Annotated in this window: 16 protein-coding genes and 1 tRNA gene; 10 read left to right on the top strand and 7 right to left on the bottom strand. The window is 58.8% G+C overall.

The window, feature by feature from the left end; translation table 11 throughout:
- The first annotated feature begins 178 nt into the window (after positions 1 to 178).
- The 3 genes from JJ889_RS11880 to JJ889_RS11870 are packed head-to-tail and all read left to right on the top strand — an operon-like array spanning position 179 to position 1,365.
- Positions 179 to 562, top strand: a complete 384-nt coding sequence (locus JJ889_RS11880; RefSeq protein ID WP_291895397.1) for a hypothetical protein — start codon at positions 179 to 181, stop codon at positions 560 to 562.
- Between the two features lie 22 nt (positions 563 to 584).
- Positions 585 to 899 carry a hypothetical protein gene (locus JJ889_RS11875; RefSeq protein WP_291895395.1) on the top strand — a complete coding sequence of 105 codons (315 nt, stop codon included), beginning with the start codon at positions 585 to 587 and terminating at the stop codon, positions 897 to 899.
- A complete protein-coding gene (locus tag JJ889_RS11870; RefSeq protein ID WP_291895393.1) occupies positions 838 to 1,365 on the top strand; it encodes a hypothetical protein in 528 nt (175 codons plus the stop codon). The genes JJ889_RS11875 and JJ889_RS11870 overlap by 62 nt, the downstream gene beginning before the upstream one ends.
- Here the strand turns inward: JJ889_RS11870 and JJ889_RS11865 are convergent.
- Positions 1,366 to 1,453 (bottom strand) — tRNA-Ser (locus JJ889_RS11865).
- A gap of 125 nt (positions 1,454 to 1,578) precedes the next feature.
- Between JJ889_RS11865 and JJ889_RS11860 the strand changes: the two genes are divergently transcribed.
- The 7 genes from JJ889_RS11860 (at position 1,579) to mazG (ending at position 7,967) form a co-directional block, all read left to right on the top strand.
- A complete protein-coding gene (locus JJ889_RS11860) occupies positions 1,579 to 2,469 on the top strand; it encodes a septal ring lytic transglycosylase RlpA family protein (protein ID WP_291895390.1) in 891 nt (296 codons plus the stop codon).
- Positions 2,470 to 2,572: 103 nt separating this feature from the next.
- Positions 2,573 to 3,718 carry a D-alanyl-D-alanine carboxypeptidase family protein gene (locus JJ889_RS11855; protein ID WP_291895387.1) on the top strand — a complete coding sequence of 382 codons (1,146 nt, stop codon included), beginning with the start codon at positions 2,573 to 2,575 and terminating at the stop codon, positions 3,716 to 3,718.
- 1 nt (position 3,719) lies between these two features.
- Positions 3,720 to 4,352 carry a dTMP kinase gene (gene tmk / locus JJ889_RS11850; RefSeq protein WP_291895385.1) on the top strand — a complete coding sequence of 211 codons (633 nt, stop codon included), beginning with the start codon at positions 3,720 to 3,722 and terminating at the stop codon, positions 4,350 to 4,352.
- Positions 4,349 to 5,389, top strand: a complete 1,041-nt coding sequence (locus tag JJ889_RS11845) for a DNA polymerase III subunit delta' (RefSeq protein WP_291895384.1) — start codon at positions 4,349 to 4,351, stop codon at positions 5,387 to 5,389. The genes tmk and JJ889_RS11845 overlap by 4 nt, the downstream gene beginning before the upstream one ends.
- Positions 5,390 to 5,408: 19 nt before the next feature.
- Positions 5,409 to 6,191, top strand: a complete 783-nt coding sequence (locus JJ889_RS11840; protein ID WP_291895382.1) for a TatD family hydrolase — start codon at positions 5,409 to 5,411, stop codon at positions 6,189 to 6,191.
- A complete protein-coding gene (locus JJ889_RS11835; RefSeq protein ID WP_291895379.1) occupies positions 6,188 to 7,036 on the top strand; it encodes an MBL fold metallo-hydrolase in 849 nt (282 codons plus the stop codon). Before JJ889_RS11840 ends, JJ889_RS11835 begins: the two co-directional genes overlap by 4 nt.
- 124 nt (positions 7,037 to 7,160) lie before the next feature.
- A complete protein-coding gene (gene mazG / locus JJ889_RS11830) occupies positions 7,161 to 7,967 on the top strand; it encodes a nucleoside triphosphate pyrophosphohydrolase (protein WP_291895376.1) in 807 nt (268 codons plus the stop codon).
- On the opposite strand, the gene hflX is transcribed toward mazG, so the two are convergent.
- From hflX to JJ889_RS11800, 6 genes are all read right to left on the bottom strand, one after another.
- Positions 7,964 to 9,298 carry a GTPase HflX gene (hflX, locus tag JJ889_RS11825; RefSeq protein ID WP_291895372.1) on the bottom strand — a complete coding sequence of 445 codons (1,335 nt, stop codon included), beginning with the start codon at positions 9,296 to 9,298 and terminating at the stop codon, positions 7,964 to 7,966. The genes mazG and hflX overlap by 4 nt on opposite strands.
- Positions 9,295 to 9,582 carry an RNA chaperone Hfq gene (gene hfq, locus JJ889_RS11820; RefSeq protein WP_291895368.1) on the bottom strand — a complete coding sequence of 96 codons (288 nt, stop codon included), beginning with the start codon at positions 9,580 to 9,582 and terminating at the stop codon, positions 9,295 to 9,297. Before hfq ends, hflX begins: the two co-directional genes overlap by 4 nt.
- 104 nt (positions 9,583 to 9,686) lie before the next feature.
- Positions 9,687 to 10,535 carry a D-amino-acid transaminase gene (locus tag JJ889_RS11815; RefSeq protein WP_291895365.1) on the bottom strand — a complete coding sequence of 283 codons (849 nt, stop codon included), beginning with the start codon at positions 10,533 to 10,535 and terminating at the stop codon, positions 9,687 to 9,689.
- A 5-nt stretch (positions 10,536 to 10,540) separates the two neighbouring features.
- Positions 10,541 to 11,842: a potassium transporter TrkG gene (locus tag JJ889_RS11810; protein ID WP_291895361.1), complete on the bottom strand. Its 1,302-nt coding sequence runs from the start codon at positions 11,840 to 11,842 to the stop codon at positions 10,541 to 10,543.
- Between the two features lie 107 nt (positions 11,843 to 11,949).
- Positions 11,950 to 13,323: a Trk system potassium transporter TrkA gene (gene trkA, locus JJ889_RS11805; protein ID WP_291895358.1), complete on the bottom strand. Its 1,374-nt coding sequence runs from the start codon at positions 13,321 to 13,323 to the stop codon at positions 11,950 to 11,952.
- 10 nt (positions 13,324 to 13,333) lie between these two features.
- The gene (locus JJ889_RS11800) at positions 13,334 to 14,728 is read right to left on the bottom strand and encodes a sigma-54 dependent transcriptional regulator (protein WP_291895355.1); all 1,395 of its coding nucleotides are present in this window, start codon (positions 14,726 to 14,728) and stop codon (positions 13,334 to 13,336) included.

Genomic DNA, 14,728 nt, shown 5'->3' with positions numbered 1-14,728 from the left:
CGTGCCTTCAGACATAGCCCGCCAATCTGATTTGTCTTCCCCAACCAACGCGCTCGTGATCGAGAATTCGGTTTTGTGAGACGACGTGATCGTCCGCCGACAGTTGTTTTTTAAAACTCTTCAGTATTGCCTCGCTGTGTCATTGGCCGGCGCTTGTTGCCATGAAAAGAAGTTCGGGATGAGTGACGGAGAATTCGGACACCGCCTTGGGGAAGACCGCACAACAGGTGTTCTGATCCAGGAAATTTGGGGCAAGACGACGCCTGAGGGGTTGGGAGAAGCCGCTGCCGCCCTGGGCGAGGCGTGCATACGGCTCCGTTCGACACGCATCCTGATGCTCGTTTCCCGGAGTGACGCCCAATTCACACCGGCCCAGTTCATCTCCATGTTCGAGGCGTTCATGACCGCATTTCCGAGCGTTCGCCGGATCGCCTACGTTCTCGACGTGTCATCCCATGATACCGAACAAATGCTTCTGGGAACGCTCGCCTGGCGACATCAGATCAAAGTGGGTTTCCACGATGATGAGAAAGCCGCTCTGGCCTGGTTGGGTCGAGGCTAGGTCAGTCTCCTCGAGAAACAATTTGGCAGGGAATCATGTCTTCATGCTGCCCGCCGAGGAGGGTTCCATGGGGCCAAGAACTCAGCTCTGCATGGCCGTGATGACCGCAGCGGCGTTGTCATGCGCCGCTCAAGGCCAGGATTTCTGGCACGCCGAAAACATACAGATCCTGCGCGGTGAAGACTACGAGCTTGGATCAACTGAGCGCACGATCTTCACAGTTGAACACGCCAGTCGCTGGTCCGGAGGCGATTTCTTCCTGTTCACCGATTTTTTTGTTCAACGAAGATGGCAGCATCGGCGCATACGGCGAAATCACGCCGCGTTTCTCGTTTGAGAATCTGTTTGATATCGATTTCGGCGACGGCCTGGTGCGTGACGTCTATTTCACCCTGAATTACGAACGCGGGGAGCAGGGGCTGGAGCGTTATCTGGGAGGAATTTCAGCGGATCTAGATCTGCCAGGTTTCGTCTTTTTCAAGGTGATGGCCCTGCACCGGGATGATCCGGCACGGCCTGGCAGCACCGAACAGCTGACGCTGGCCTGGAACGGCCCGGTGATGATCGGCAATACACGCCTCTTGTTCGAAGGCTTCTCTGACCTGGCTGGCGCAGAGAGCACCGGCGTGGCCAATACGCTGATTGTGCCACGAGTGCTGGTCAATCTGGGCTCGCTGAGCGGGGAGCCAGGAAATCTCTGGGCCGGAATTGAATGGCAGTACTGGGACAACAAGTTCGGTGTGGATGGTGTGACCGAAAGCGTTGTGCAGCTGCAACTGAAATGGGTTCCCGACTGGGGTTAGTGGCGGAGGGGGAGGGATTCGAACCCCCGGAACCTCTCGGCTCAACGGTTTTCAAGACCGCCGCAATCGACCACTCTGCCACCCCTCCGATAGCCCCAATTACCCGGCTTTCGGTGCGAATGGCAACTATCTTGATGCAGCTTACGGAGCTTTCACCATTTCGGCGATATTCTCCGGTTAGAATGACGTCTTCCAGATACGGGATGGTATGTCTTGCGTGCGCTGAGAGTTTTTCTGGTTCTGGCCTGCACCGTTATGGCGGCGGCCTGTTCTTCCACACCGAGCAATCTGCGGTCTTTTGACAGCAGTGGCGAACGCCTTGCGAGACCTCTTTCCAGGACTGAAACACGATCCCTGATCGCACGCTCCAGCGCTCACCAGAAAGTCGGCAACCCCTATGTCGTCGCAGGTGAGCGCTATGTCCCTCGCCGGGATGATGACTATGACGAGATTGGCATCGGCTCCTGGTATGGCCCAACCTTCCACGGCCGAGCGACCGCCAATGGTGAGGTTTTTGACCAGCATCTGATGACCGCTGCGCACACAACGCTGCCGATCCCCTCGATCGCCGAAGTGACCAATCTTGAAAATGGCCGCAGCGTTATCGTGCGCATCAATGACCGGGGTCCGTTTGTTGATGATCGCATAATCGATCTGTCACGCGCTGCCGCGGAAGAACTGGATTATCGCTCACGTGGTCTGGCCCGCGTCCGTGTTCGTTATCTTGGTCCCGCTCATGCAGGCGCGGAACCTCCTGCGCGTACGCATTCTTCCAATGGTGAGCCGGCGCAGGCTGTCCCAACACGGGCACCAACACCGGCTCCGGCTCATGCGGCAACGGCTGCATCTCAACAGTCGCAGATTGCCGGGCAGGGGCGTTTCACCGTTCAGCTCGGTGCTTTTGGCATGCGGGCGAATGCGGAAAATCTTCGCGCCCGTGTCGCCGATCTCGGGGATGCCTGGGTTGAAGAAACCCACGGCAATGGGCGCACGCTTTATCGTGTGTATCTGGGGCGTTGGGCGAGTGAACAGGCCGCCGTCGATGCGGCACGTCAGCTCAGTTCCTACGGGATATACGACAGCCGCATCGTTACCATCGGCTGACAATTCACGAAAATGCCCTGTTTGAACGCTGGACCTGACCGGGTCCACACGCTTGAATGCGCTTCACGTCAGTCATCCACGAATCGTCGAAGGAGCGTCCAAGTTGCGCGCCACTCTCGCATCCCTGCTTCTCCTGAGCACACCGATCAGCGCTGTTGTTGCCCAGGATCAGTACCAGACCGAAGCCACCCACGCGGTGATCATGGACTTCGATACGGGTGAAATCCTGTTTGATCGCAATGGCGATGTTGCCATGCCGCCGGCCTCGATGTCCAAGCTGATGACGGTCCTGATGACGCTGGAGGCCATTCGCGATGGTCAATTGAGCCTTGATGACGAACTCCCGGTCTCCGAAAATGCCTGGCGCCGGGGCGGGGCTGCTTCAGGCAGTTCCACGATGTTTCTGGAAGTGAATTCACGCGCGCGGGTCGAGGACTTGCTGCGCGGGATCATCATCCAGTCCGGCAATGACGCCTGTATCGTTATCGCCGAAGCCCTCGGCGGTTCCGAAGAGGCGTTCGCGGAAATGATGACGGACAGGGCACGCGAACTGGGTCTGGAGAGCGCAAGCTTCGCCAATGCCACCGGCTGGCCGCATCCCGACCACCGCATCAGCGCTGCGGACCTGGCGGAACTCGCTCGCATCATCATAGCGGATCACCCGGAACTCTACTCCCTCTGGGCTGAGCGCGAGTTCACCTACAACGGTATCCGTCAGTACAATCGCAATCCGCTTCTGGGTGTCTTTTCCGGGGCCGATGGCCTGAAAACCGGACACACCGAGGAAAGCGGCTACGGCCTTGTCGGCACGGCTGAACGCGACGGAGTGCGCCGGATCATTGTGTTCAATGGCATGGGCTCCAACACCGACCGCGCCAATGAAGCCGAACGCATGATGCGCGCAGCAATCAATGACTATGCCCTTTATGACCTGTTCGCCGCCGGAGATGCGCTTGAGGCTCAGGCTGAAGTCTTCATGGGCGAAGCTGAAACCGTGCGTCTGGAAGTCGCCGAGGATGTTCAGCTCGCGCTGCATCGGCGCGCTCGTCGCAACATGACTGTTTCCGTGGCCTTCGATGGTCCGATCCCGGCCCCCATCAGCGCAGGCGACGAAATTGGCCGCGTCATCGTCGAGGTCCCTGGCCAGGAAGATCGGGAGTTTCCGGTTGTCGCGTCCGAGGATGTTGCCCAGAAAGGTCTGATGGGCCGTATCGGCGCTGCGATTGCGCACATGATCCGCGGGAACTGACGTGGCCGGCAAATTCATCTCGCTTGAGGGCGGTGAGGGGGCTGGCAAGACCACCCTCATCCGCAAGCTTAAAACCCACCTGGAAAACCAGGGCCTGGAAGTGATCATCACGCGTGAGCCCGGTGGAACGCCAGGCGCAGAAGATTTGCGTGATATCCTGCTCACCGGCCAGACGGATCGCTGGTCGCCCGTAACCGAAGCCCTTTTGATGTATGCAGCGCGGGTCGATCATGTCGAGCGCCTGATCCAGCCTGCACTGGCGCGGGGTGCCTGGGTAATCTCGGACCGATTTTCAGACAGTACTCTGGCCTATCAGGGGGCTGCGGGCGGGGTTGATATCGCGCGTATTCGCCAGTTGCACACTGTCGCGCTCGAGGATTTCTATCCTGACCTGACGTTTATTCTCGACCTGGATCCGCTGGTCGGCCTGCGCCGTACGGTGGAGCGCGGAGAAGATCCGACCCGGTTCGAAATGCACGAGACCGACTTCCACACTCGTCTGCGTGACGCCTTTCTGCGCATCGCCAGTGACGAGCCGGATCGTTGTGTTGTTATCGACGCTTCCATGGCGCCCGACGCAGTATATGAGGCTGCTCTCGAGATCATGGCAGACAAGCTGGGTGCAAACGCGTGAGCCTGACCGATCCGGATATCGCTTCGGATCAAGAAGCCGGCTGCCTGCCGCCTCGCGAACGTTATGACCTCCTTGGGCATCTGGACGCCGAAAGGGCATTCCAGACAGCCTGGGAAAGCGGCCGCCTGCACCACGCCTGGCTGATTTCGGGGCCTAAGGGAATCGGCAAGGCCACCCTTGCCTGGCGCATGGCGCGCAGGGTTCTCGGCGCGGCGCCGGACACTGAATATGGCATACTGGGTTCCAGTCCGCGCGACCCGGCCAGTCAGCTGCTTGAGGCCGGGGCCAATCCGGACCTGTTGATGCTGCGTCGTCCCTGGGATGACAAACGCAAGCGCTGGCGTGCAGAGATCACGGTCGATGAGGCACGCAAGGCTCCGAGCTTTTTCGAGAAAAGCGCTGGCGCGGGCGGTTGGCGTGTGTGTATCGTTGACAGCGCGGATGACATGAATCGCAATGCTGCCAATGCCTTGCTGAAGACACTTGAAGAGCCACCCAAGCGCGGCATCCTCATTCTCATCTCACATTCACCAGGCCGCCTTCCCGCCACCATTCGGTCGCGTTGTCGCAAGCTTGTGCTGCGCGCTCCTGAGCCCACAGCCGTCTGCCGGTGGCTGAGCGAACGTAATGGAGTGCCCTCTGAGGCCTCTTTGGATCAGTTGGTTGATTATGCGGGCGCGTCTCCCGGGCGAGCACTGGCGCTTGCGATCGGCGATGGCGCCAGTCTTATCCAGGACGTCGACGCCCTGGTGAAGCGCGGAAAGTCCCTGAGCGATCAGGATGCCCGCCGTATTGCCGACCGTGTCACCGGCAAGGGCCGCGAAGATCAGCTCGCCGTCTTTTATGAAGCGCTGGCCCGGGCCTATCAGGCCCAGGCGCTCCAGTGCGCCACCGATGGCAGGGACCCCAAGGGCTGGATCAAGGCCTGGGCGGATATCGCCAAGCTTGTCCGCGATGCGGAAGCGCTCTATCTCGACCCGAAACAGACGGTGCTTCAGGCACTGTCGCTGACACGCACCGCCGCGACCACATCCTGATCATCCGGATAGCTAAGACATGCTGGTAGATAGTCACGTCAATCTGCACGGTGAGCAATTCGCCGACGACCTCGACGAGGTCATCTCTCGCGCCCGTGCAGCGGGCGTGAAGCGAATGCTCACGATCTGCTGCCAATTGTCTGACTTTCCAGTAGTTTCTGTGATTGCCGAAAGGCATGATGACATCTGGTGCACGATCGGAGCGCATCCGCATCATGCCAAGGACCGACCAGACATCACCGCAGAGGAACTGGTTGAAATCGCTCAGCACCCTCGTGTTGCAGGTATTGGTGAAACCGGCCTGGATCTGCATTACGGGTACAGTCCGATCGAGCAACAGGTCCAAAGCTTCAGGGCACATGTCGAGGCGGCTCGCCGCACCGGCTTGCCGCTGATCATCCATACCCGCGAAGCCGATGATTTGATGGGCGACATCCTGGAGGAAGAGATGGGGAAGGGGGCGTTTCGCCCGCTGATGCACTGCTATACCAGTGGCCCTGAGCTCGCCAGACGTGCTGCAAAACTCGGCGCTTACTTCGCGGCGTCCGGCATCATCACTTTCAAGAAAGCCGATGATGTTCGCGCGGTTTTCAAGGACATTGTGCCGGATGATCGCGTGATTGTTGAAACAGATTGCCCGTATCTCGCGCCGGTTCCGCATCGTGGCAAGCGGTGTGAGCCGAGCTTTCTTCCTGCCGTCGCCGCCAAACTCGGTGAGATCAAGGGCTGGGACGAAACCGAAGCCGCGCAGAAGACCTCCGACGCCTTTTTCCAACTGTTTGACACGGTCAGCCGGCCATGAGCGGTATCACGCGCCTGACATTGCTCGGAACAGGCTCTTCGGGAGGAGTACCGCGCGCAAATGGTGACTGGGGCGATTGCGACCCGGCCAATCCACGCAACAGACGTCGTCGTTGTTCGGCATTGCTGGAACGCGCCAAGAGTGTCGAGGACCTCGATGCCGGCGAAGACGTCACGCGTATCGTGATCGACACGTCTCCCGATTTTCGCGAACAGATGATCTCGGCTGGTGTCAGACGCCTGGACGGCGTGCTGCTGACGCATGAACACGCAGACCAAACGCACGGCATTGATGATGTGCGTGCCTTCGCGCTGTTGCAGCGCAAACGCATTCCGGTATGGATGGATGCGCGTACGGCGGAAATAATGTTGTCGCGTTTCAGCTACACCTTCGTGGCGCCCGAGAACTCCATCTATCCGCCGATCCTGGATGCACGCAGCGAGCTCACACCTCTAGAGGCGATCACGATCGACGGACCAGGTGGTCAGTTGATCATCACACCGTTTAACCAGGAACACGGTCCAATCAACTCGCTGGGCTTTCTGTGTGATGGCCTCGCGTATTCTGCTGACATCAATGCATTGCCGGCCAACAGCGCAGCGTTACTGCAGGACGTGGATTGCTGGGCGGTCGACGCGCTGCGTGAGGAAGCGCATCCGACTCATTTCTCTGTAAGTGAAGCTCTGAATGCTGTTGAAGCGGTGGGCGCAGTCCAGGCCGTTCTGACAAACCTTCACATCACGCTGGACTATCAAGCGCTGTCATCGCGTCTGCCCAAGGGCGTTCATGTTGCGTATGACGGTCTGCGCATCACGAAGTGTGCTGATGCGGTTGCGGTTGTATAGCCAGCTCAAATCAACATCGTATTTCTCATAATATTGATTATGCGCTTACTTGGGATAGGTGTCGCTATCGCTCCGCACACAGAATCTGCTCATCTTGGCGCCCAGCCTTTCAGCGAGCAAACACATGTCCGACACTCCACTCCAGCCAATGTCCGAACTATTGGCGATTATGGCCCGCCTGCGTGATCCTCACACCGGATGTCCGTGGGATGTTGAACAGGATTTCAGCACGATTGCGCCCTATACGATCGAGGAAGCCTATGAGGTTGCCGACGCGATCGAGCGGAAGGACATGCCGGACCTGCAGGATGAGCTTGGCGACCTCCTTCTGCAGGTCGTGTTCCACGCCCAGATGGCCAAGGAGGCTGGCCTGTTTGACTTTGATGATGTGTGCCGGTCGATCAATGACAAGATGATCCGTCGCCATCCACATGTGTTTGGCAATGCGAGTGAGCGGGATACGGATGCCCAGAACCAGGCCTGGGAAGAACAAAAAGCACTGGAACGCAAACAGAAGGACAAGGGCGAAAGCCTGCTGGATGATGTCCCCGTCGCCCTGCCCGCATTGAAGCGCGCACAGAAGCTCCAGAAACGTGCCGCCACCGTCGGGTTTGACTGGCCGGATGCCGATCGTGTGCTTGAAAAAGTGCACGAGGAAATCGGCGAAGTGAGCGATGCAATGATGCATAACGACCAGTCGGCGATAGATGAAGAGGTGGGCGATTTAATATTTGTTTGCACAAACTTAGGACGAAAACTGAAAGTAGATGTTGAGTCCGCAACCCGCTCAGCAAACGCCAAGTTCGAACGCCGATTCAGGCATATCGAAATAACCCTGGAGGCGCAGAAACGCACCACCAGCGAGGCGTCGTTGGAAGAGATGGAAGCCTTGTGGGACGAAGCCAAGCGGATTGAAAAACATTCCGCCTAGTATTCCTCTTTCGGCAATGGTGCTGCCAAGTGCGGATATTGTGCGCGGAAGCGTCCTGCATTGACGTCGGAGAGCTTGTAGCGTCCCGTCACTGCACCGGTCTCCATATCGGTGTCTTGGCTGATCACATCGGCATTGGCCATAAGCCAGGCCAACGCACGTCCCTCGACAGGTGGCAGGACGAGCTCCATCACCTCACCGCGTTCAGCCAGCGTGCTCTCAATTGCACCGAGCAGGACATCAATGCGCTCACCGGTGTGGGCTGACACAGCCAGTTTGACGATGCATTCCGCCTTGCGATTGGACAGCAGGCAGTCGAGCTCCAGATCCTCCAGCGGCTCTTCATCGAGCATGTCGATCTTGTTCCAGGCTTCGATCTCGAGCTGGTCATGTGCCTTGCCGGCCTCGATCTGGTCGAGAACCGCGTTCACATCCGCTACACGGCCCTGCATGTCAGGATCCGAAGCGTCGGTCACATGGATAATGAGATCAGCTTCCTTGACCTCCTCGAGCGTCGCTCGAAAAGCCGCGATCAGCTCGGTCGGAAGATCGGTGATGAAACCCACCGTGTCGGACAACAGGATCTCGAGCCCGCCGGGCAGCTTCACCTTGCGCACCGTCGGATCCAGCGTGGCAAAGGGCATGTCCTTGGCAAACACCCCTGCCCCTGTCAGCCGGTTGAACAGCGTCGATTTGCCAGCATTTGTGTATCCGACCAGCGCGACGGTCGGGAACGGCACATCGTCGCGTGTCTTGCGGTGAAGGCCACGCGTCCGGCGCACCTCGTCGAGCTGACGTCGAAGCTTGGCCATCTTGTCTGCGAGAAGCCGGCGATCAGTCTCGATCTGGGTTTCACCGGGACCGGCCAGGAAGCCCCGACCACCACGCTGGCGTTCCAGGTGAGTCCAGGTTCTCACAAGCCGTGATCGTTCATAGGCCAGCCGCGCCAGTTCGACCTGAAGCACGCCCTCCTTGGTGCGCGCCCGCTTTGCAAAAATCTCGAGGATAAGACCGGTCCGGTCGATTACCTTGACCTTCCAGACCTTTTCGAGATTGCGCTGCTGTAGAGGCGAGAGCGCGGCATCAACAACGGCGACGTCGGATTCGGTCTCTTTCAGCTTGTCGCTGATCTCCTCGACCTTGCCCTTGCCAAAATACAGGCCCGCCTCGATCCGCCGCAGCGAAACGAGATAACCATCCACCAATTCCATATCCAGGGCTTCGGCCAGGCCGGAGGCTTCCTCCAGGCGTGCATCTGCACGATCGGCACGATCTCTTTCGTACGGATGGATGACTGTGGCTCGAATTACCGGTTGTTCGCGTTCAATCAATCCGCGATATCCGCTGTCTCAGGTGAAGTCGGTTCGGCCTCAAGGCCTTCCTTCTCCTGATCAAACAGCTGGACCGCCTGTGCCGGCATGATGGTCGAGATCGCGTGCTTGTAGACAAGTTGCGAGAGCCCGTCCCGGCGAAGCAGGACACAGAAATTATCAAACCAGGTCACAACGCCCTGAAGTTTGACACCGTTTACCAGGAAAATGGTGAGCGGTGTCTTGGACTTTCGCACCGCGTTCAGGAAAACGTCCTGCAGGTTTTGTTTTTTATCTTGAGACATGTTTGCTCCGCGTGCGCCGCTTTTCCAGCGATTCGTAATTAACCGTATACAGGGCTGGGCCCTTCCTGCAACCGTCTCATTTTAAAAAGAAACGTGTCTTTTGCTTACTGTGCCCTCAAATACTCATCTCGCAGCGAGAGTGAAAGCGATCCCGGGGCGCCATTTCCGATCATCTTGTCGTCAATCTGAACCACCGGCATGACGAAACTGCTGGCGGAGGTGATGAAGGCCTCGCGCGCAGATTTTGCTTCGGCTGGCGTAAAGGCGCGTTCTATCAGTGGGATAGACATTGCGTTGGCGACCGCGACGACTGTTTTGCGGGTAATCCCATGCAGAATATGATTATCCAACGGCCGCGTTACCAGCGCGCCGTCTGCATTGACGATCCAGGCTGTCGTTGAACTGCCTTCTGTCACCAGCCCTGCCTTATCCACAAGCCAAGCCTCGTAGGCCCCCTCTTCGCGCGCCGCCTGTTTGGCAAGCACATTGGCCAACAGGTTGACGGACTTGATGTCACATCGGTCCCAGCGTTCATCCTCATGGGTAATGACACGCACCCCCTGCTCGGCACGCCTGCCAGCTGCCGAGAAGCTGAAACGCTTGGCCGTCAGCACGATAGTGGGCGGAGTATTGGTCGCTGGAAAGGCGTGATCGCGTGGGGCAACACCGCGCGAGATCTGCAGGTAGACCAGTCCTTCACGGATCCGATTTCGACGCAGGAGCTCGTGAATGGTGACCTGCATAGCAGACTGGGAACGTTCGAACCGGATGTCGAGCTGGTCCAGCGAGCGGTAGAGCCGCTCGAAATGCCCCTGCTCATCCAGCAAATGCCCGTCCCGCACACTCCACACCTCGTAGACAGCGTCGCCGAACTGGAAGCCGCGATCCTCGATATGCACGCTGGCTGCGCGATGGGGCACAAAAGCGGAATTGACATAGGCATAACGCGACATGCGACTTATCTCCGGATGAAAACCGCCCACACAGCGGTCAGGGCGGCGATGACTTCCAGACGCCCCAAAATCATGACTGGAATAAGGAAGCTGCGGGCGTTTTCACTCATCTCGGTCCAGGCCAGCGGTTCCCCGGTGATCTGGTCCAGCAAGGGGCCGGCGTTGGAAAGAGCTGAGGCGGTCGCGATGAAACTCACCTCGAAACTACTTCCAAAGAGCGTAATCAAGAAAGCGCCCGTACCCAGTACGGCAGCAAATGCCAGTACATAGGACCAGACTGCGATCAACGACCTGTCCTTGGTTACCCGCCCCCGGAAGGATACAGGCATGACGCTGGATGGATCAGCGAGCACAGCCAGTTCCGCTCCCATACGCTTCCACAACATCAAGACCCGGGTGACTTTTACGCCACCGGTCGTGGACGCGGCGGCACCACCAATCAGGACAATGAACACACCGACCAGCCCGACTGGAAGCACATCATCCCCGATTTGATACCCCGACGTTGACACCAGAAAGACCGCGTTGGCGACATGCTCGACTAGCCCCTCGCCCGTCGCGACGAAGAAGATCAAAGTCGTGCCAACAACAAGAGCCAGAATGCCGGCAAGATCGGGATCCTGGAAGCTGGTGCGGTCGCGAAGCGCGTCCCAGAACAGTGACACGTTCAGACTGCCGAACAGGCACGCCAGGACGACCCAGAAGCCCGTCAGGGAAAAGTTTGAAAACTGGTCACCGTCCAGAACAGGCATTACGCCGGACGTTGAAATCCCGCCCATGGCCAGAACGCCAGCTTGGAAAAGATCATTCCCGGCGAACATCAATCCGACCATGATCAGCCCGGTCAACAAGGCATAAATCAAGGCGATGCGTCGGGCTGCGACACCCAGGTGGGAAAACACATTGTCCGGGCGAATGGTCAGCAGAGCGGAGCGCCGGATGGCTGGCAAGTCCTTGTCCAAGGCAGCAAATACAGCAGCAGCCAGAACCAGGGTTGAGTAACCTCCGGTCCAGGCCAGAAGTGCTCGCCAAAGGACAAAAACCCGTGGCAGGTCCTCTGCGTTCGCGAGCCTGGCTCCGGTTGTCGTCAACGCTGAATAGGCTTCAAAAACTGCATCCGGGAACGTGAAATACCCTGATAAATACAACGGGATGGCGGCAAACGCTGGCGTGATTGACCAGGCGATGAGCGCTAGCAAGACAGCATCCATGGCCGTCGCCGTCATCGTCATTCCGCGCGTTGCCGTCAACATCAGCAGGCCGGGTATCCCGCACACAGCAGCACTCGCCAGGAACAGCGGCGCCAAGTGAGATTCCCCCAACGCTCCGGACAGCAAACCGGTAAGCACGGCTACGATCGCCAGCAGCGACCACAATCCACCGAGCGGACGGAGGAGAGCGCTCGGCCCCATGCCTAGAAGAACTCGAGGCTGACGCGGAAGAGGTGTTCGACTTCGGAAATGATCGCCGTATTGCAGAACAGCAGCACGCGATCATTCTCACGAATCCGTCCACCATCGCCGGGCAACATGACCTTGTCCCCCCGAACAACAGCGCCCAGCGCCACGCCATTGGGAAGGTCCAGCTCGTCAATCTCACGCCCGATCAGTGGCGAGGTCGCGAGGGCCACGCCCTCAAGCGCCTCTGCCTGGCCGCCGCCAAGCGTTTGAAGACCGGTAATACGACCGCGGCGGATATGCTGGAGAATAGTCGAAACAGTTGTTGCGCGCGGATCAATAAGAACATCAATGCCCAACGGTTTGCGCATGCTCTCAAAGGAGCGCTCATTGATCAGGCTGATTGCCCGCTGGGCACCCTCACCCTTGGACATGACCGCGGCCAGCATGTTGACCTTGTCGTCATTGGTCACGCACACCGCCAGCTCCGAATTGGCGACACCCGCCTCGGCCAGCATGGCCGGGCTCAGGCCATCGCCATGCAGGACGACGGTCTTCTTGAGGACCTCTGCCGCATGCTCTGCACGCCGCTTGTCGGCCTCGATGAGACGAACTTTCACACCGCCGGCGCGCTCCAGGGCGCGAGCGACATAAAGACCGATATTGCCAGCTCCAATGATGACGACACGGCGGACGATGCCGGTTTCCTGACCGAAGATATCCAGTGCACGGCGCACCTGGGCGCTCTCCGTGACAACATAAACATCATCGCCGGGCAGGATTGGATCGGACGCCTTGGGTATGAACAGCGTCTGCTCGCGCTGCACACCCACAACGGTGACCCGCAAGTCCGGGAAGAGTTCCATCAACTGTTCCGTGGACGAGCCAGCAGCGGGTGAGTTCTCGTCCAGACGCAAGCCAAGCAGTTGCACCCGACCGCCAGCAAAGACACCGGTGTTAAAGGCGCCTGGCGTTTCCATCCGTTGCAGGATCGCGCGCCCGACTTCCAGTTCTGGCGAAATAATCTCGTTAATGGGCAGGTTGCCGGTCGTGAACAGGTCTGCCCAGGCTGGTTCCAGATAATTCTGTGCGCGGATACGGGCAATACGCATCGGTGTTTCGAACAGCGAATGCGCCACCTGGCAGGCGATCATGTTGGTTTCATCGGAGTGGGTTACAGCGACGATCAGGTCGGCTTCCCCTGCCCCTGCGCGCTCCAGCACGTCGGGGTGGGAGCCATGCCCCACGACACCGCGCACGTCCAGATCCGTCACGATATTGTCGATCAGTTCGGTCGACCAGTCGACCACTGTGACCGCATTGCCCTCCTGGGCAAGCGCTCTGGCGATACCGAAACCAACTTGACCCGCACCGCAGACAATGGCTCTCATGACGCTGTTCCTAGCTCGTCGTTGCCGAGTCGCGCTGAGGACCACCCACGCCGAGCGATTTCAGCTTGCGATGCAGCGCGGAACGTTCCATGCCGATAAATGCGGCCGTCTTGGAGATATTACCACCAAACCGGTCGATCTGCGTCTTCAGATACTCACGCTCGAAGCTCTCGCGTGCTTCACGCAATGACAGGGCGATCATCTTCTCGGAATCAAAACCACCTTCCTGGGTGTCGCGCGCAACGACCTCGGATGGCAGCGCGGCCAGGGTGATGGCCTCATCAACGGGACCGGTGGCAAGGATCAGAAGCCGTTCAACATTATTCCTCAGCTGACGAACATTGCCGGGCCAGCTGTGTGCCTGCAGTGCGGCCATCACATCCTCACCGAAAACGCGACGTGGCAGGCCGGCATTCACTGTCAGGCTCTCCTGGAAATGTTCGACCAGGGACGGAATGTCCGCTCGACGTTCTGCGAGCGCCGGAACGGCAATCGGGACGACAGCCAGGCGGTGGTAGAGATCTTCACGGAACTCACCGGAATCAATGCTTGCGTGAAGATCTCGCGACGAGCTCGAAATGACACGTACATCCACCGAGACGTCAGCCGTGCCGCCGATGCGGCGGAAGCGTTGTTCTACCAGCAGCCGCAGCAACTTGGTCTGGGTTTCGCGCGGCATGTCGCCAATCTCGTCGAGATAGAGCGTGCCCCCGTGGGCCCGTTCCAGGAGACCAACATGCTTGATCGATCCATCATCATTTTCACGACCGAATAGTTCTTCCTCGAAGGATTCCGGTGCGATACCCGGTGCGCTCACTGCGATGAAATCGCCGCCGCCACGTGGCGAACCGTCATGGATCTGGCGGGCGACCAACTCCTTGCCGGCGCCGGACGGGCCCTTGATCATTACGCGACTATTTGTCGGGCTGACCCGTTCGACCAATTGCCGGACCTGGATGATACCCGGCGAGTTGCCGATCAGGGTCGACTGAACTTCGGTGCGTGCCCTCAGCTCTGCATTTTCCTGTCTCAGGCGACTGTTTTCGAGCGCCCGGGTCACCGTCAGCAACAATTTGTCCGACTTGAAAGGCTTCTCCAGGAAGTCATAGGCACCCTTTCGGATCGCGCCGACGGCGGTTTCGATCGTGCCATGGCCGGAAATCACAATCACCGGCAGGTTTTCGTCAATCCGCTTGAATTCCTCGAGCAGTTCAAGCCCGTCCAGACGGCTGCCCTGAAGCCAGACATCAAGGATAATGAGCGAAGGCTTGCGGGCCTGTATCGCGGCCAGCGCCCCATCGGCATCCGCTGCCTCGCGCGGTGCATATCCATCATCTTCAAGCAATCCGCCAATGAGTTCGCGGATATCTGCTTCGTCATCCACGATCAGGATGTCACGTGCCAT

The sequence above is a fragment of the Maricaulis sp. genome (assembly GCF_017643475.1).
Taxonomy (GTDB): Bacteria; Pseudomonadota; Alphaproteobacteria; order Caulobacterales; family Maricaulaceae; genus Maricaulis.
This window is presented reverse-complemented; position numbering and strand designations above follow the sequence as displayed.

Bases quoted from the DNA above. Each gene is read 5' to 3' on its own strand.
- mazG (WP_291895376.1), top strand. From the start codon at position 7,161: ATGTCCGACACTCCACTCCAGCCAATGTCCGAACTATTGGCGATTATG.
- JJ889_RS11815 (WP_291895365.1), bottom strand. From the start codon at position 10,535: ATGTCGCGTTATGCCTATGTCAATTCCGCTTTTGTGCCCCATCGCGCA.
- hfq (WP_291895368.1), bottom strand. From the start codon at position 9,582: ATGTCTCAAGATAAAAAACAAAACCTGCAGGACGTTTTCCTGAACGCG.
- trkA (WP_291895358.1), bottom strand. From the start codon at position 13,323: ATGAGAGCCATTGTCTGCGGTGCGGGTCAAGTTGGTTTCGGTATCGCC.
- JJ889_RS11840 (WP_291895382.1), top strand. From the start codon at position 5,409: ATGCTGGTAGATAGTCACGTCAATCTGCACGGTGAGCAATTCGCCGAC.
- JJ889_RS11800 (WP_291895355.1), bottom strand. From the start codon at position 14,728: ATGGCACGTGACATCCTGATCGTGGATGACGAAGCAGATATCCGCGAA.
- JJ889_RS11835 (WP_291895379.1), top strand. From the start codon at position 6,188: ATGAGCGGTATCACGCGCCTGACATTGCTCGGAACAGGCTCTTCGGGA.
- JJ889_RS11880 (WP_291895397.1), top strand. From the start codon at position 179: ATGAGTGACGGAGAATTCGGACACCGCCTTGGGGAAGACCGCACAACA.